The sequence below is a fragment of the Limnoraphis robusta BA-68 BA1 genome (genome assembly GCF_034932365.1).
In the GTDB taxonomy this organism is placed as follows: Bacteria; Cyanobacteriota; Cyanobacteriia; order Cyanobacteriales; family Microcoleaceae; genus Capilliphycus; species Capilliphycus robustus.
In genome coordinates this window covers 146,319-165,197 of sequence record NZ_JAYGHR010000063.1, presented here as the reverse complement: position 1 = coordinate 165,197, position 18,879 = coordinate 146,319, and the positions used below count along the sequence as shown (strand labels likewise).

Below are 18,879 nucleotides of genomic sequence, written 5' to 3'. Positions count from 1 at the left end.
TTGAGCGACTGCACCCACAGCTCAGAACTTGTACTCCTACTACTAACTGAATATCTAATGACCAGAAGCATCTATCACCACTTGGCCAGAGCAACTGCGGGTATCACCTTATTGAGTTTTTCCGCCTTTCTTGCCGAACCCGCACGAGCCGGAATCTTTGCTGCTCCCTTTTCAGATTTCTACTCCTCCCAAAGCCTCGGCCCCATTGCTCTAGATTCCGGTGGAAACGTCTACTGCGGTAATTCCGCCCGATGAATTCGTGGAACAAATTCTGTTCTTTCAACAGTCGATTCCCGGTAAATCTGTCCCTGAACCTGCCTCAATTTTAAGCTTACTGGGTGTTGGAATTTAGGGAGCCAGTTCTAAACTCAAACGTAAATCTCGCTATTAGCATTTATCCTGTAAACTTAAATCTTAACTTGTCTTTTTTGGGGTGAGAATTTGAATCATTTCTCATCCAAATTGTGATGCTTATTAATAAAAAAATTAAAATTTATTAGCACAAAGATTTCTATCTTCAAGCCTGATTAGGATTTAAAATCAAAAAATTTGCAAAAAATAAAATATTTTCAAAATCCCTTTTCAAATTGTTGTTAAAGATGTTATATATTTCACTAGGCTTTATTACTTGACAGTCATTGTCAAAAGTTGGGGTCAAGCCTCACTTCAATTGAGGTTCCCCCCGTCCCTATGTTTTGAGCTGAAAACAAAGACAAAAACAGCAAGTTGGGTAATTTTTCCTCAACTCTGCTGACAAAAAACCCAGAACGTCACTTCTGGGCAGTCAAATCAAAATCTACTTTCGTAGAGGTCATATAATGGACAATTTTATTCGATTTTCAGGCGATCGCACAACAGTTGATCGCCAAATGAAACACGCTCAAATGCTTATTGCGATAGATTCTGGAGTCACCGATGCTTCTTGGTTAACCAGCCAAGTCCAACCGAACGCAGAAGTATTACTGCTTGACCCCAATGTTGACGGCGTAGAGCAAATTACCGCAGCATTAGAGCGTTCCCCCGCTATCAACAGCCTGCACATCGTCTCACACGGCGAACCCGGCTGTTTATATTTGGGTCAAACGCAATTAAGTCTCAATACCCTCAGCCAATACCAAGAACAGCTTAAAAATTGGTCAAAATATCTACAAGGCAACTCCCTAGTTTTATACGGTTGCCAAGTTGCTCAAGGCGTAGGACATCAATTCCTTAACATCTTGCATCAGCTTACTGGAGCTAATATTACCGCCTCAGAGCAACGAGTAGGAAACGCCGACTTAGGCGGAACTTGGAACCTGAACATCCGCATCGGAGAGTTCATCAGTTCAGTACAGGAAAAATTAGCCTTTCTACCTTCTGTCACCCAAACCTACGCAGGGGTATTCATTCCCACCGTTAGTTTAACTGCAACACCTGACACCCTCGTAGAAGAAGAAGCAACGGTACTCACCCTAAACTTTGACCTGAGTGAACCCCCACCAGCCGAGGGAATTGATATCACCGTTACCAGTCCCATTGTTAATGCGATCGCCGAGTTAGACGTATTTGCAGCCCAATATAGCGGCGCCCGCATTGTTGGGGTGAGCGATGATACCAACGGTTTTACCCTGCGGATCACAGAACAAACCGCAAGCATTACCCTACCCGTGTTTGATGACAATGAAGACGAAGGGGGTTCAGAAAGCTTTACCTATACGATACAACCGGGCGAGGGCTATGAAATAGACTCCGCAGCGAGTTCAGCAACATTTGTAATTGAAGATAGCGACGGAGTAACACCCGAACCGGAACCGACGCCGGAACCCGAACCGGAACCTGTTCCTGAACCCACGCCTGAACCCACGCCTGAACCCACGCCTGAACCCACGCCTGAACCCACGCCTGAACCCACGCCTGAACCCTCACCTGAACCGACGCCAGAACCCTCACCTGAACCCTCACCAGAACCCACAGAACCAGTAGTCAGCTTTACGGCTAGCCCAGATACCATTAGCGAAGCCGAAGGCTCGGTACTAACCCTGAACTTCAACACCTCTGGCGATATCCCAGAAGAAGGCTTACAAGTGCGGTTACAGGGAGATGTTCCCGGTATCCTGCAACAATTCACCGCAGCCCAGGTTCGTTTTGATCCAGAAACCTTAGAGCCGTTCTTCCGCTTTGACCGACCCTTAGTAGAAACCGGAGTGACGGGGGGAGTTTTAGATTTATTTGCTCTCGAAGACGACCTGAGTAGCTTCAACTTCACGATCACCGAACCCACAGCAACCATCGAAATTCCGGTTTTTGACGATATTCTCGAAGAAGCCGACCAAGAATTTAGCTACAGCTTAGAACCAGGCGTTGGTTACACCGTTGACCCCGATGGAGAGACAGCCAGCTTCACCGTCACCGATGGTGTAGAGGGTGGTGTTGGGCCAAGCGTTAGCGTAACAGCAGAACCCACAACCCTGTTAGAGTCCGAACAAACCGCCATAACCCTGACATTCACCCTGGATGAAGCCCCGCCACCCGAAGGCGTTTTAGTTTATCTGAATGGCGATCTGCCCCGAGCCATTGCTGAGTTTGATGTCAACGCCTCCAACCCTCGCGATCCAGAAGACGAGATCACCGTTGAAGGCCCAGTCGTAACAGGCGGAAACATTGCCGGAACCAACGAAACCGTCAGTGCGGTGGTCTTCCGAATAACAGAACAAACCGCAACCCTGACAGTTCCCGTCTTTGAAGACGATGTAGCAGAAGGACTCGAAACCTTCACCTACACCCTAGAAAACGGTGAAACCTACGAAGTCAATCCCGAAGCGAGTGAATTTACCATCACCATTGATGATAGCGAGGTTAGCGAACCCGAACCGGAACCCCCAACAGATGGCCCTGTTGTTTCACTACAAACCCTGACCGGCACCTTTAATGGCGATCGCACTGAACTCCGCGACACCATTTTAACGCCCGAACTGGTGGAATCATTAGGCGAACAAGCAGGCGCATCTACTCTCATACTCAGCCTACAAACCACAGGAGAAATTCCAGAAGAAGGCTTAGAAGTCACCATTAACAGTGATGTTGCTTTAGCCGACTACTTCCGCAACTTAGGAAGTCGCCCGTTAACCGTTGGCGGTGAAGTTTTAGATGCTGTCTATGACCCCGAAACAGGTGCAGCATCCGGTATTCGTCTGCGAGTCAACAGCCCGAATACGTTGATCGCCCTGAACCTAACAAACAAACCCGAAATCGAAACCGACGGCCCCGAAGATGCCACCTTCACCCTAGAAGCAGGAGAGGGCTACAGCGTTAGCAGCGAGATGGGGTCTTCCACTGTTACCTTCTACGACAGTCTCGAAACCGCACCAGAACCTGAAACCTCACCCCAAATTAGCTTAACCGTTAGCGAAACCGCATTAGTTGAGTCCGTTGGTAACACAACCACCCTCACCTTTAACGTTGACGGTGAAGTTCCCTCTGACGGCATTTTAGTTTACGTTAATAGCACCAGTGGTAACTTTGGTGACTTAGGAGAATTTGATGTCTTCAACGCCGAAATCTCAGGCGGTGCAGTACCCTTTGCCAACTTCTCAGCCAGTGGCTTCTACTTCAAGATTCTTGAAGATGGCGCATCAATTACCTTACCCGCTTTCGATGAAACCACCAACCCAGAAATCACTGAAGGCATTGTCGAAGGTGTACAAGCCTTTAGCTTTGAAGTAGTAGAAGGTCCCGGTTATACTATCGATCCTGAAGCCAGTGGATTTGATGTAACGATCGCCGATAATCCCGACTCTCTGATTCAAGTTTCCTATTCTATCGAACCTGCCACTCTGATTGAATCAGAAGGAACGGTTGGTGTTCACACCTTTAGCCTCAGTTCACCTCCCCCAGAAGAAGGCGTCACCATATCTGTTAGCGCTCCGATGTTAGCAGAATTTGACTTAGACAGCATCGAAGTCATCGGCGGAGAAATTGTTAGCGTTAATGAAGGTTTAGACGGCTTTGAGTTCAAACTCACCTCACAAACCGCAACCATTAACCTTCCTGTGGCGGCCGATGGTGAAACAGAAGGGTTAGAAGAAGCCACCTTCACCGTAGAAGCTGGAGACAGTTATCAAGTCAACCCTGAAGCGGGTACTGCAACCTTCAATTTAGTGGATGTGACAGATGAAGTTCCACCACCGACGGAAGTCACCGAACCCAACGATATTATCCCACTGGCGTTTAATACAGGTTTAGGGGAAAACAACCCCGAACTGTCTATTACCAGCACTATCGATCACGAAACCAGCAACTTCTACGAAACCGAAAACGGCCGACTCTACGTTGACTTTACCGAAGATGTAGATATCTACAAAGTAGACCTGAAAGCCGGAGATCTCCTCAGCCTCGATGCCGACGCCAACCAGTTTGAACCGGGTCGCAAAGTCGATCCTTGGCTGCGGATCTTCACTGAAGACGGAACCGAACTCGCCTCCAATGATGACGGCGCGGCGCCCGATGAAATCTTTAATTCAGGTTTCGAGCCATACATCGAGTTTACCGCTCCCGAAGATGGGTCTTATTATGTTGGGGTTGCTCTCTACAACAACGGAGAATATGATCCTCTCGTTCCCGGATCAGGCACAGGTAACTTTGATGCCGAACCAGACGGATACGGCCCCGGTGAATATACGCTCAACTTTGCTCTCAATAATCCTAACGCCTTTACTCCCGAACCGACAGAAATTCCAGCTTCTACAGGTGAAGGCCCGGTTATCTCCTTATTTGGAGTAACAGGTACCTACCAGAACGACTTTGAGAATGACGAATATGGTATTCTCTCGCCCAGCTTAGTAGAAACGGCACCCGAAGATGCGGGATCGGCTCTAAACTTCGTCTTGACCGCAAACGGTGAAGTTCCTGAAGGCGGTATTGAGGTCTATATCAACAGCGACATTGCCTTCCCCGACTACTTTGGTGGCTTAGAAGATGAGGAATTCGGCCAAGATTATGCGGTTCCCTATGGCGGCAACTTAAATAATAAACCGTTTACCCGAGGCGGACAGTTCCTCGATGCGGTTTATGATGAAAATGGTCAAGCGACAGGGTTTAAATTCCGCTTGGAAGAATCCTTTGCGACCATCTCACTCAACCCATCCAACCGTGCCGAACCGGAAACCGACGGCCCAGAAACCGCAACGTTCTTCTTGGAAGAAAGCGCTGGTTACAACGTCTCGCCGTTCAATAGTTCTACTGTTACCTTCTACGACACTATCGATCAGGCGCCCGTTCCGACAACGACTCCAGAAGTCAGCCTGGAAATTACTCCAACTGAACTCATTGAGTCAGAGGAAACCGAATTTACCCTCAACCTCAGTTTGAGTGAACCGCCACCCGCAGAAGGCGTACAGGTCTACGTCAGCACGGGTGAAGCGAACACTTTGAGCGAATTTACCATATTTGAAGCTGACATTCAAGGAGGGGTAGCCATTCCCGATGGAAACATCTCAGGGTTCTACTTCCAGATGTTGGGTCAGAACGCTAGCATTACCTTACCCGTATTTAATAGCCCCGATGATATCGAAGGCATTGAAGAATACACCTTCTCTATCGAACCGGGTGTAGGCTATACGGTAAGTTCAGATAACGGTAGCGCTGAGATCGCTATTAAAGACACCCCAGACTCACAAATTCAAGTTAGTCTGAGTACAGAACCCGAGGTTTTAGTTGAGTCGGAAGAAACAGTATCCGTTCACAACTTCAGCCTGAGTGCAGAACCACCAGAAGAAGGCGTCACGGTTTCGGTTAGTGCGCCCAACCTGTCCGAGTTTAACCTCGATGGTATTGTTGTCGTTGGTGGCGAAATTTCTAACGTCGGAGAAGATAGCTTTGATCTGACCCTAACTGCCAAAGACGCGACCATTAGCCTCCCGGTTGCGGCGGATGGTGAAAATGAAAGTTTAGAAGAAGTTACCTTCTCCTTAGCGTCGGGTACAGGTTATCAAGTTGATCCGGAAGGGGAAACTGCGACCTTTAGCATTGTTGATACTCCTGACCAGGCTGCCACGTCTCGTGATGAAGCCAATGATACCATTGCCAAAGCGATCGCTACAGGATTAACCTCTGGTAATTCTAATGTGAGCTTTGAGGGTGAAATTGGTCAATATTTTGCCGAAGACGAAGAAGGTAATAGCCTGACGGTTGATGCGTCTGAAGATGTCGATATGTACAGCTTCGCCCTCAATGCCGGAGATACTATCAAGATTGATGTAGACTCCTTTGAGTATGAAGTCGAATACTTCGATGTTCCCCAACGCTTAGACTCTCATCTGCGACTGTTTGATGGTGAAGGTAACGAACTCGCCAGCGTTAATAATGCGGGTGCGGCTGATGAAGTGTTTAGCGGTACTCGTGATCCTTACCTCGAATTTACCGCAACTGAAACAGGCACTTACTTTGTCGGTGTCAGTCAGTGGGGAAATACCATCTATGATCCCTTTGAAGCGGGTACGGGTAGTGGTCGCATTTCTCCTCTAACGGGTGTCAATATTGGTGAATACGAAATCGCCTTTGACCTAGTTCCCGGTGAGGATGGCGGTGATGAACCCGATATCGTTGGCACCGATGACGCGGATACCCTGGTCGGTGATGGGGAAAATAACAGCATCGATGCTTTAGGCGGTGATGACCTCGTTGCCGGACTCTTGGGCGATGATACCATCTTCGGTGGCGAGGGTGATGATGTCCTACGCGGTGATGCGAATAGCCGTTCTCCTGGCGGTTCTGACGGGGGTGATGACGTGATTTCCGGTGGTGCGGGTAATGACCGCATTGGCGGTAAAGGCGGTAATGACCTCCTCAGTGGGGATGAAGGCGATGATGAAATCTTCGGCGATGCGGGTGATGACACCATTATGGGCGTCACGGGTAACGATACTCTTACAGGGGATGATTTCTCTGGCGGAAGTGGTAGCGATCTGTTTGTCTTCGGAAGTGGAGATGGAACAGATTTAATTACTGATTTTGATGTTACTGAAGACTTCATTGGTTTAGTCGAAGGTGAACTCACGTTTGAGGAACTTTCGATTACCAATAGTGATGCAGGGGCGATGATTAGCGTGAGCGGATCAGGGGAAACCTTAGCGGTTCTCTCGGGTGTGGATGCGGATATTCTCACTCCTGAACTGTTCCTTGTGACCCCAAATGTTTCTTTTGGTTAATCAACACCGAAAGTAGCAAACTATCGGTCTAATTAGGTTAAAAGTAGAGGCTGGCTTAGGCTGGTCTCTACTGAAAATTTGATTCAAATTATCAGAGTTTTAAATCTAAAATCACCCTAATTTGGGGGATTTAAAAAACATTGAATCCTTGAGGAGAACACCAAGAGAGCAATCGATGTAGTTCAATAAAAAGGCTAAAAAATTATGCCAACACTTTCATTAACTGCAACTCCCACAACTCTAATTGAAGCAGAACAAACCCTATTAACGCTCAATTTTAACCTCGACGAACCGCCCCCAGCAGAAGGAATTATCGTTACTTTGAGCAGCGATATGATTAATTCACTCGGGGAATTTGATGTATTTGCAACTCAATTTTCCGGGGCGCAAATTGTTAGTGTGAGTGATAATACGGATGGTTTTACTTTACGACTAACCGAACAAACAGCAAGCATTAGTTTACCAGTCTTTACTGATAACGAGGAAGAAGGTAGCGAAACCATTACTTTTACTGTCGAAGCAGGTGTTGGATTAACTTTAGATCCTGATGCGAGTTCTGTAGCAATTACCCTTCAAGATATAGCAGATTCTACACCAACTCCAACTCCGGTTGAAAGTTTCTATGATGAAGCCGTCGATGGAGATATTTCTGGCGATCGCAATGCTCCAACAATACTTGAATTAGAAGAGGGTGTCAATTCTTTAACGGGGTGACAAACACTGAGTATTTTTCTCGATACCCCGTCTACTTTTTCAATCACGGGTCATCTCTTGAACTTTAAATCTTGATCTCTAGAGAAGCTTGTGATCACGCTGTTGACCCAGCGATCGCCAATCTTTTGTCAACTCATGTGATATGGTTTACTATACTTATTGACATTCATCCTCATTAAGTAGAGATCTGATGGAATGGCTGGCTGCACCGATAGGCTTTATCAAATATCTTGTAACCGCTTTTGTGATGTACGGCGTCTTCATCGTCTTTGAACGTCTACATCCGGCTGAACCCCGTCAACCTCTACGCCACCTGTGGTTTAACCTGAGATGGTATGTTCTCTACAGCTTGATTATCCTGTTAATTAGAGCAGCAGGTATCGGGTCTATTGTGACATTAACACAAGGCTGGCTAAATGCACCCTACATTGCTATACCTGCCCCGCGAAGCTTATGGGAATATATTGGCGTGGGTTTACTTTACCTGGGAATTACTGACTTTTTTTACTATTGGTTTCATCGCTGTCAACACACTAAACCGTTTTTGTGGGAACAGCACAAGTTTCACCACAGCGAAGTCTCCCTAAATGTTACGAGTACCCAGAGAGTCCATTGGCTAGAAGACCCGCTAATTCTTCTGTTTTTGAGTGTTCCGATGGGAATTCTGTTTCAGTTTGAGGGTCTTGAAATTGGGATTTTGGCGTTTATTGAGATTCTTTGGTTGCAGTTTATTCATATGAATCTGCGGCTGGAATTGGGCGGGTTTTCTCCGTTGATTACTGGGCCTCAACATCATCGGATTCATCATTCTTTTGAAGAGAAACATCTCGATAAAAACTTTGCGGCGTTTTTCCCTTTTTGGGATATTGTATTCGGGACTTACTATCGACCCCGTAAAGGTGAGTTCCCCGCAACAGGGTTAGCCACAGGCGAGAACTATAACAATCTTTGGGTTGCTGTGATGCTACCGTTGCGAGAATGGAGTGGGCCTCGTTATTTCAAGACTTGGATGAAGAAAATTGCTTTTCACAAGTCGCTCCACTAAAGGAGTATGAGTTTTTTTAGGAAAGATATTTTTGATGCGACAACCGTAAGAAATTGTACTGTTTTTTTATAGAATTGAGGAGTCTAACTTTAGTGAATTTGTCAAATCTCAGAATTAAAGTACCTGTATTGATTGGAATTGCGATCACAATTTTTCTAGGATTAGCAAAAGATGTTAAATCGGCATCGTTAGTTGAGGATATTAGTGAAAATCCTTTCTTGTTAGAAGTTGTTAATCGTAGTTCTTTTACGAATACAGTTTCCGATGTTCTTGCAGAAGAACTCGATCTCATCTTTGCTGAAACAACGGATGATATTCCGGGGGCTTTTATGGCAATTATTAGCCCGAGAGGAACTTGGTTAGGAACGAGTGGGTTTTCACAGCTAGAAACTCAAACCCCGTTAACGGTTGAAGATCGATTTGAAATTGGGAGTATTACTAAGATTTTTGTAGCCACTGTGGTTTTACAATTAGTGGAAGAAGGAATGCTAACGCTTGAAGATACTTTAGATGAATGGTTGCCGTCTCAAGTGTTAGAAAATGTTCCCAATGCTGAACAGATTACGATTCGTCAATTGTTAAATCATACGAGTGGAATTGTTGATTATACTCTGCCGTTGTTCTTTCAAGCCCAAAGAAATCCGGGTGTATTTTTACAAGAATGGCAACCGGAAGAACTTTTGACTTTTATTAGCAATCAAGAACCCTATTTTTCGCCGGGTGAATCTTGGGAATATTCTAATACGAATGTGATTTTATTGGGGTTAATTGTAGAAACGGCAACTCAATCGAATATTGCGGCTGAAATTCGTTCTCGGATTCTTGAACCTTTAGCCTTAAATAATACCTTTTTTGCGGAGGAAGAAGACATTCCGGGAGCGGTTGTTGATGCTTATTGGGATTTTGATCAAGATGGCACGTTTAATAATGTTTCTCAGGCGAATTTATCTTGGGCTTGGGCGGCAGGTGCGATGGTTTCTAACTCGACGGATATGGCACGATTTATTGCAGGTTTGTTGACTGGGGATATTTTAGAACCTGAATCTTTGGCAGAAATGTTGACTGTGGTTAAACCGATTGATTCTAATAATTATGATGCTTATGGTTTAGGAATTGGGGTGTTAGAAAGTCCGATTAGACAATGGTATGGTCATCGAGGTTTAACGTTAGCCCATCGCTCAAATTTATTCTATTCTCAGACGGATAACACGATTTATATCGAGTTGATTAATTCACGAGATTTAGATAATATCAGTAATCCCGTTTTTCGGGCTTGGCGTCAAGCTCAAGAACCGATTGCATCCGTACCTGAACCGGGAATATTATCGGCGTTTGGGGTGGTTTTAGTGGGTGGATTTTTGATTCGGTTTAAACGGCAAGCTGACAGTAAATAGATTATACAGACTCCTAATTGCAGCAAAATACCTTAATAAAAGTCGATCTAAGCATTGATGGAGTTTAATGTCAAGTTTCAATATTGTGTGGTTAATTGGGCCTGTTTCAACGGTCTTATTAGCTGTTCCTGTGTCAGTCTATTGGGTGCAAAATAGAGTTCAAATAACCCCTGAACTGATCGAAACTTTAACGGTTCCTGTGGAAGCTAAAGAAATTACCGTGCGAATTACAGCCAGTGGAGTGGTACAACCTGTACGGCGAGTAAATCTGAGTCCAAAAACACAAGGACGCTTGGCTCAATTATACGTTGAACAAGGCGATCGCGTGCAAGTGGGTCAACTGATTGCTCGGATGGAAAGTGGCGAAATAGAGGCGCAATTATTACAAGCAAAAGCGCAATTAGTTAGAGTAAAAGCTAACTTACAAAAACTCAAAACCGGAAGTCGTCCCGAAGAAATTGCAGCAGCCGAAGCGAGGTTAAATCAAACTCAAGCCCGTTTAGCTGAATTAAAAGCGGGAACTCGTTCAGAAGAAATTGATCAAGCTAGGGCGAAATTAAATGAAGTAGAAGCCCGTTTAGCGGATGCTCGTGAGGGAAGTCTTGAAGAAGAAATTGCTCAAGCTCGATCAAGAATTGAAGCGAATAAAGCGGAATTAGAACTTGCAAATGAGCGAGTTAATCGCTATAAAAATTTACGAGAACAAGGGGCAATTTCTCAAGATGAACTCGAAGAATATCGACAAAATGAACGCCGACTCGATGCAATTGTGGAGGAAGCTAAAAGACGTTTAGAACAACTTCAACAAAGTCGAAAAACTCAAATAGAACAATTACAAGCAACGGTTGAACAAGAACGTCAAGCGTTGCGACAATTGCAAAATGGGGCGCGTCCCGAAGAAATTGCTCAAGTTCAAGCTGAAGTTGCTGAAGCCCAAAGTCAACTCAATGAATTATTAAATGGAACTCGACCTGAAGAAATTGCAGGTGCCGAAGCTGAAGTTGCCGAAGCAGAAGCCTCTGTTCAGTATTATCAAACTCAGTTAAAAGATACAGAAGTTCGCGCTCCTTTTGCGGGAATTATTGCCCAACGTTATGCAGTAGAAGGGGCGTTTGTTACGCCTGCAACTTCGGCATCTGATGCGACTTCTGCGACTTCGACTTCAATTGTAGCCTTGGCAAAAGATTTAGAAGTTTTAGCGAAAATTCCCGAAGCGGATATTGGGCAAATTAAACCCAATCAAAAAGTAGAAATTGTTGCGGATGCTTACCCGGATCAAGTGTTTGCAGGACAAGTACAGTTAATCGCACCAGAAGCGGTAAAAGAACAAGATGTTACTTTGTTTCAAGCTCGAATTGAAATTAGTACAGGCAAAGAAAAACTTCAGTCTGGGATGAATGTTGATCTCAAATTTGTAGGAGAAACTCTCAAAAATTCACTCGTTGTTCCGACGGTTGCTATTGTAACCCATCAAGGAGAAACGGGGGTTTTAATGCCCGATGAAGAAAATAAACCGGAATTTCATCCGGTGACAACGGGTTCCACGTTAGGGAATCAAATTCAGATTCTTCAAGGTGTACAAACAGGTGATCGCGTTTTTGTTGAATTACCAGAAAATCAAACGTTAGAAGACATTATCAAGTAAAAAAAGTGGAATCTATTGGCTTAGACTTCTACCAATAAACTCATCCGTTAAAAAAGCCAAAACCCCAAAAAACCAAAATCAACCCATCCGTTACAATCAACTTATCCATTACAAATGAATTTTCTAGAACAGGTTAAAATGGCAACCCAAACTCTACTCGCTCATAAAATGCGAAGTAGTTTAACAATGTTGGGGATTATTATTGGAAATGCTTCTGTTATTGGGATGATTGGAGTCGGAGAAGGCGCTCAAGAATTTGTTAGTCAACAGGTCAATTCTTTTGGGCCGAATGTGTTGTTTGTTCTGCCTGGAAGTCCTGAAGCTCAAAGTCGTCCGGTTTATCCGCCTCAAACTTTAGTCTTAGAAGATGCGGAAGCTATTGCTGAACAGGTTCCTACTGTTAAAGAAGTTGCTCCTTCTATAACGGGAAGTGAACTCATGTCTTATCGTGGAAAAAATTCTTCTGCTGCTTTAGTTGGGGCGACTCCTGAATATCTAACGGTTCGGGGTTTTGATGTAGCTAGAGGACGATTTATTAGCGATTTAGACTTAAAACGGAATGAACAAGTTGTCGCTTTGGGTTCAGAAATTGCTGAACAATTATTTGGCAATGAAGACCCTTTAGGAAAATCGGTGCGACTCAAAAATATTAGTTTACAAGTCGTTGGGGTCATGCAGGCTAAAGGTTCAACCCTCGGAAATAATCAAGATATGAATGCTTTTATTCCGGTGACAACGATGGCTAATCGAATTGTTGGAAAAACTTCACCTTATGGAATTCAAGTCACTTTTATTTCGGTTTCTGTAGAAGATCAATCTAAAATGAAAGCGGCTCAATTTCAGATTGAAAATTTACTAAGACTGCGACATAAAATTACAAACGAAGATGACTTTACCGTTCAAAGTCAAAAAGAGTTGATGGAAAGACTCAGTAAAATTACCGGAGCGTTGACAATATTATTGGCAGCAACCGCAGCTATTTCTCTGTTTGTCGGTGGAATTGGAATTATGAATATTATGCTCGTTTCTGTTACTGAACGAACTCAAGAAATTGGACTGCGAAAGGCAATTGGTGCTTCTCAACGAGATATTTTAATACAGTTTATTATTGAAGCTGTAATTTTATCGGCTGTGGGTGGATTTATCGGCACAACTGTTGGAGTTGGCGGTATATTTATCATCGGAATGTTAACGCCTTTATCAGCCGGAGTTTCACCGATTGCTATTGCCGTTGCGGTGAGTGTTTCTGGGGGAATTGGGTTGTTTTTTGGGGTATTTCCTGCCAAGCAAGCAGCAAAACTTGACCCGATTGTTGCGTTGAGAAGTGCTTAAAACAGTCACAAGTTATGTAGGGGCGGGTTCATTACAGTTTACAGTTATCAGTTATGCAGTAACCAGTTTTTACAGTTATCACTGGTTACTGTTCACTGTTCACTGTTTAAACCCACCCCATAACAGAATTAATCAACCGGACATGATATTACACCAAAATATATGTGTTCTCTGCAAAAACTGATATGAACCCGCCCTTTGTAAATCGTTTATAATCGAACTAACCCTCTTAATATCTGATTCATTCTCAGGTTAATGAACTCAGTTAAAACAGATTGATGAGAATGCAGAAAGAAGTGATCTCCGGGCAAGGTTTTAAAGCAGAAATTAGCCGTTGTTTGCTGTTCCCAAGCTTGCATCTCGGCTTGACTCACTTGTTGATCTTCTAAACCATAGAATGCTGTAATATCACAGGTTAATGGGGGTTCTGACTGATAGGTATAGGTTTCTAAAACTGCAAAATCTGCCCGTAAACAGGGTAATAATAAATCCATTAACTCTTGATTTTGTAAAACGGCTTCTGGGGTACCATTGAAACGCCGTAATTCTTCGATAAACTCAGGATTTGATAACTGATGAATGGGGGGAGCTGGATCAGGAATTTGCGGCGCACGACACCCCGAAACAAACAAATGTTGGGGACTAAGACCATATTCTCGACGTAGTTGACGCGCTAATTCAAAACTAACTAACCCGCCCATACTATGACCCAAGAAAACAAACGGTTTATCTAAATAAGAATGAATAGCTAAAGTTAACGCTTCTATGAGAGGTTTAAGTTGAGTATAGGGCGGTTCACGCAGACGTTTTCCTCGCCCCGGAAGTTCAACCGCACAGAGTTCGATATTGGGAGAAAAATAAGCTGACCAGTTGCGAAAAATTAACGCTCCGCCGCCAGCATAATGAAAACAAAATAAGCGTAATTTTGCTTTGGGATTCGGTTGAGGACAAGTCAGCCAATGATTAAAGTTTTGTATTGTTGTCATGTTTGAAAGCCTTTACAACAGAGGATGGTCGTAGTCAGAGTGGTCAATTGCTGTTTAGCGACTCCCTCCAGGACGATGAGGGCGACAATCTGGGCAAAGCAGCGAATTTGAATCCACCTAATTTTATTGATGAAAAGCGTTTCAACACAAGAAATTTCCAATGCTAGAGTGCTATACAGATTAACTCTCAAAAAAGGTCAAGCAGAAAAATTCAGCGAAATCTGGTTTTTTGACCAATCTCCCTGTATAATACCATAGCTATATTGAGAATAATTGTAAACAAGATGAACTGGAGTATCTTTTTAGCGGCGGCGGGGAGTGCCAGTGTTGAGTTCTTGGAAACGGCAGCGATTGCTTATGCGATCGCCCGTTCCGGCTATGCACGAGAGGCGATCTGGGGAACTGTCGCCGGGTTGACTGGAGTTGCTGTCGTAGCGATCGCTCTGGGTAGCAGTTTGCAGTTGATTCCCTTGTATTTATTGCAAATTCTTATCGGTAGTTTACTCATCTGGTTTGGTTGGGGATGGGTGAAAAAGTCCGTTTTGCGACAAGCCAAAGGAAAACGCGCAGGCTGGATGAGTGATGATCCCCTAGAAGCTGAAGGAATTTCCATAGAAACGGAACCGCAAGGTTTTAGTCCCTTGAACTTTATGATCATGGCAAAAAGTGCGGCTTTAGAAGGCTTAGAAGTCGCCATTATTGTGACAACATTAGGCTTGGCTTCTGCGGCGTGGAAAGAAGCAATCAGTGCTACTATTTTAGCCCTAGTTTTCTCCCTGGGTTTAGTTACATTACTCCATCAATATTTACTCAAGCTTCCTGAAGTTTTAATTAAACTTTGTGCCGGAATTTTACTCACGGCGTTAGGTACATTTTGGCTAGGAGAAGGACTTGGTTTTGAATGGATTTTTGAAGAATTTGCAATTTTAATGTTAGTCAGTTTGTATAGTTTAGCTGCAACTGTAGCGATATATATGCTGAAAAAAAATCAAGACTCAATTGATTATGCTACTCCTCTTGTCAAAAGTGAACAAAGCTCAAATTAAATCGGTTTTACGCCAGGGACTAAAGTCCTCGTGTAATAGGAAAAAGTTTAAAACTCTTTTACTTGAACGGACTAACTCCTTTTTGTCAAAAGTGAACAAAACTCAAATTAAATCGGTTTTACGCCAGGGACTAAAGTCCCCGTCTAATAGGCAAAGTCGGTTTGAACCGACTCAACTTTTAATTCTTAGTCCTATTCAGAGGACTTTAAAATTAGGCCGAGGTTTCAACCTCTGACTTTAACGGACTAACTGACTTTAACTAACTACAATTTAGAGAATTAAAGATTATGATCACATCAGAACTGGTAGAAAATCAAACCGAATGCAGCTATTGTAACGTTTTTTCTAAAGCGAATGGAGCCGATCCGATTGGTACTGCACCCACCGTTGAACAATGGTTAATTGTAGAAGTTCCTCAGCCTTGGACAAGTAACCCCTGGAAAAATAATTCTAGGCTTCAGCCTATTGTTGAAGCGTTGAAACAGTGGGAACAGCTCAACCCTAAAATTATGCTAAGACCCCTGTTAGTTGTTCCCGATGAAGACTATTCTAAACCGGGTTATGTTAGGATTTTTCATTACTGTCGTTCAACTGTATTATTTTCTGAGTTTGAAAAACAGGAATATCTGTTTCCTGAAGATGAACTTAGTTCAGTGATTCATGCACTGTTAATTCAACCTCAGAAGTTAGAAAAATTTGAACACTATCGCCAAAATACTCAAGATATTCGAGAGATTTTAGTTTGTACTCATACTCAAGTGGATCGGGCTTGTGGTCGGTTTGGTTATCCGCTTTATCAAGAACTCCGTCAAAACTATGCTGCTAATTCTCGAAATAAAGTCAGAATTTGGCAAACGAATCATTTTGGGGGTCATCAATTCGCACCGACTTTAATTGATTTTCCTTCGGGTCGGTTTTGGGGTCATTTAGAGTCTGATATCCTCGATTTACTCATTCATCAAGAAGGAAATTTAGTAGATTTAAAACCCTATTATCGGGGATGGTCTGGTTTGGTCAAATTTGCTCAAATAGCCGAACGAGAAATCTGGGATAAAGAAGGTTGGAATTGGTTAAATTATCATAAATCAGGTCGTGTTATTGCTCAAGATCAAGGTGGTATTTTTATCTACATTTTGAAACAGATTTTACGATTTATTCCTCTCCCTCAAGCTAAAATTTTACGAAAAAAACTTGAACAAAAGGCGACTTGGGTTGATGTTATTATTGAATACAATTCCCCAGAAGATACAGTTCAAGGCGCTTACACAGCGAGAGTTAAATTGAGTGGAAAAGTTCTCAGTTTACTGAGATCCGGTGAACAGGTTAAACCCAAAGCTGTCGAACAATACCAAGTTAGCCGTTTGCTGAAAGTGAACTAACTTCTTTTTCAACCGTTTTCAACGGTTTTAATTGAAATCCCCAAAATCCAAGCAGCAATAATCCCACCGAACTCATAACATATAAAAGGGCGATTCCTGCTCCTTTTTCACTGCCAAATATAGGGCTAAAAAAGGGTGATAAAATGCCTCCGGGCTGCATTGCGGGTTCAAAGATATAGTCTGCTAAAGGCCCTGCTATTAAATACGCAATAGCAGAAACACTTTGACGCATGAGCGATCGCATGGCTAAAATTCGTCCTTGAATATCAGGTGAAACTTGAGTTAACCAAATCGAAGTATCTGAACTTCCCATTAAGGGAAAATTTAACGAAGAACAAAATTGGGCAGGAATCCAAACAAAAGCGGTTTCACCTAAACCAAATATTGTTTTACTGATTCCTGCTCCCAACATCGCCAATAATACCCCATTAATTCGGCGTTTTGTGCCTCCCCAAATGGTAACAATAATCGCACCTGTAATTCCTCCTGCACCTGCCGCAGATGCAGCAAATCCTAATATATTGCTATCTCCACCACTCCGCGCTAATATCATTGGTTCATAAATCGCAGCGCCAATATCGTGAGCAAATCCAAATAAAGTTGTAACTGTTAATAATGCTAATAAACCCGATTTCGGCCAAACATAGGAAAATCCAAAGGTGATTTGTTTCCCAATCGTTTGTTCAGATACATTGTTAGAATTAGAGGGTTGAGGTTGAGGAATAACTGTCAGTAGTAAAGTGGCGATCGCAACGATAAAAGTTAAAATATCAATGATCAAAATTCCAACTAATCCAATGACTGGATAAAATATTCCTGCTAAAGCCGGAGCGAGAATACTTGAACCATAATTGAGAGCGGCTCCCATACTGGTTGCGCGAGTATAATGTTGGGGAGAAACTAACAGAGAAATTGAGGCTTGATAAGCTAAAATTTGAATTTGATTAAAGGGAGTATTAATCGCAATCGCAATATAAAGATGCCAAATTTCTAAGCTATTTGTTAAAGCCAAGAATAATAAAATAACTGTTGATAAACCTGCAACTAAATCCGCAATTAAAATTAAAATTTTACGGTTTACCCGATCTACAATAATCCCAGAAAACAGCGTTAAAACAAGGCTAGTAGCAATTCCAAAAAAGCCACCTAGAGATAACGTTGTCGCCGATTCACTCAATGACCACATCCAGATAACACTGGCAAAATAGGTCATGGTGCTACCAATTGCTGAAACTAACTGTCCAAACCAAAGAATAGTAAACGTTCTCATAAAATTAGTGGCTTTGAAAATTAGTGGCTTTGAAATTATAGAACTGGATTTTCTGTTATAAAAATATTTATAAAAGTTTAAGTTCCAGTCATAAATTGGGTCTCTGGGTAAATTCAGACAGACAAACTCATAGGATACTCGAAATTAAAATTTCAAGTGTCCCGAAATTGGAATTTTATCGAGATATCGACTCAATCGTTCTGAATCATGCTATTCTACTGTTGCTACTCATTCTCAGCTAGAGCTAATCTATTCTGACAGGTTTGATTCAATAACGCAACGGAATTTGAAAAATGGCTATCACAATCGGTATCACGGCTGACCCATCAATTTTAATTGAAGATGAAGGAAGCGCAACCACCATTACCTTTAACGTTGAGGGAGAAATTCCCGATGATGGAGTTGTCATCACTCTCGATAACGACATTCCCTTTGCTTTGGGTGACTTTAATATTTTGATACCTCCTCCCGAAGTTACTGGAGGTCAAATTATTAGAGGAAATGCTGACAATAGCGGATTTGATTTTAGAATTCTTGATAACACTGCCACAATTATCTTACCTATTTTTGATGACGACGATCTCCCACCTAACGATCCAAATTTTAACCGAAATAATGATATTGGCGTAGAAGAGACGACATTTTTTTTGGTAGAAAACGACGCTTATAGTATTGATGCGAATGCGAGTCAAATTACTTTAAATTTAGCCGATACAGCATCTCAACTCAATAGTCCTCCGGTTGCGGACAACGATGATTACACAACTCCTTTTGAAACTGTTTTAACGGTTAATCTAACGGAGGGAATTATTAGCAATGATATCGATGATGATGGCGATGAACTCACGGCTACTTTAATTACTGAACCAAGTAATGGAAGTTTA

12 protein-coding genes are annotated in these 18,879 nt (G+C 43.0%); 10 read left to right on the top strand and 2 right to left on the bottom strand.

What is annotated here, in order from left to right:
- Positions 1 to 57: 57 nt before the first annotated feature.
- From VB836_RS15755 to VB836_RS15725, 7 genes are all read left to right on the top strand, one after another.
- Positions 58 to 255, top strand: coding sequence for a hypothetical protein (locus tag VB836_RS15755; RefSeq protein ID WP_323220531.1), 198 nt, complete (start codon positions 58 to 60; stop codon positions 253 to 255).
- Positions 256 to 818: 563 nt separating this feature from the next.
- Entirely contained in the window at positions 819 to 7,184 is a 6,366-nt protein-coding gene (locus VB836_RS15750; protein ID WP_323220529.1) for a DUF4347 domain-containing protein, read from the top strand.
- A gap of 204 nt (positions 7,185 to 7,388) precedes the next feature.
- Complete coding sequence (locus VB836_RS15745; RefSeq protein ID WP_046279815.1) at positions 7,389 to 7,898, top strand: hypothetical protein; 510 nt, start codon at positions 7,389 to 7,391, stop codon at positions 7,896 to 7,898.
- Positions 7,899 to 8,088: 190 nt separating this feature from the next.
- Positions 8,089 to 8,943, top strand: coding sequence for a sterol desaturase family protein (locus VB836_RS15740; RefSeq protein ID WP_323220527.1), 855 nt, complete (start codon positions 8,089 to 8,091; stop codon positions 8,941 to 8,943).
- 92 nt (positions 8,944 to 9,035) lie between these two features.
- Positions 9,036 to 10,337, top strand: a complete 1,302-nt coding sequence (locus VB836_RS15735) for a serine hydrolase domain-containing protein (protein ID WP_323220525.1) — start codon at positions 9,036 to 9,038, stop codon at positions 10,335 to 10,337.
- A gap of 67 nt (positions 10,338 to 10,404) precedes the next feature.
- Positions 10,405 to 11,982, top strand: a complete 1,578-nt coding sequence (locus tag VB836_RS15730) for an efflux RND transporter periplasmic adaptor subunit (RefSeq protein WP_323220523.1) — start codon at positions 10,405 to 10,407, stop codon at positions 11,980 to 11,982.
- A 114-nt stretch (positions 11,983 to 12,096) separates the two neighbouring features.
- A complete protein-coding gene (locus tag VB836_RS15725) occupies positions 12,097 to 13,314 on the top strand; it encodes an ABC transporter permease (RefSeq protein WP_323220521.1) in 1,218 nt (405 codons plus the stop codon).
- Between the two features lie 209 nt (positions 13,315 to 13,523).
- On the opposite strand, the gene VB836_RS15720 is transcribed toward VB836_RS15725, so the two are convergent.
- Complete coding sequence (locus tag VB836_RS15720) at positions 13,524 to 14,300, bottom strand: thioesterase II family protein (protein WP_323220519.1); 777 nt, start codon at positions 14,298 to 14,300, stop codon at positions 13,524 to 13,526.
- Positions 14,301 to 14,584: 284 nt separating this feature from the next.
- Here VB836_RS15720 and VB836_RS15715 point away from each other — a divergent pair, with 284 nt between their 5' ends.
- Positions 14,585 to 15,346 carry a COG4280 domain-containing protein gene (locus VB836_RS15715; protein ID WP_323220517.1) on the top strand — a complete coding sequence of 254 codons (762 nt, stop codon included), beginning with the start codon at positions 14,585 to 14,587 and terminating at the stop codon, positions 15,344 to 15,346.
- Between the two features lie 287 nt (positions 15,347 to 15,633).
- On the top strand, positions 15,634 to 16,725 hold the full coding sequence (locus VB836_RS15710; RefSeq protein ID WP_323220515.1) for a sucrase ferredoxin: 1,092 nt from the start codon (positions 15,634 to 15,636) through the stop codon (positions 16,723 to 16,725).
- Here the strand turns inward: VB836_RS15710 and VB836_RS15705 are convergent.
- Positions 16,700 to 17,995, bottom strand: coding sequence for an MFS transporter (locus VB836_RS15705; protein WP_323220513.1), 1,296 nt, complete (start codon positions 17,993 to 17,995; stop codon positions 16,700 to 16,702). The genes VB836_RS15710 and VB836_RS15705 overlap by 26 nt on opposite strands.
- Positions 17,996 to 18,288: 293 nt before the next feature.
- Here VB836_RS15705 and VB836_RS15700 point away from each other — a divergent pair.
- Positions 18,289 to 18,879: Ig-like domain-containing protein (locus VB836_RS15700; protein WP_323220511.1), on the top strand; the 591-nt coding region annotated here is incomplete at its 3' end.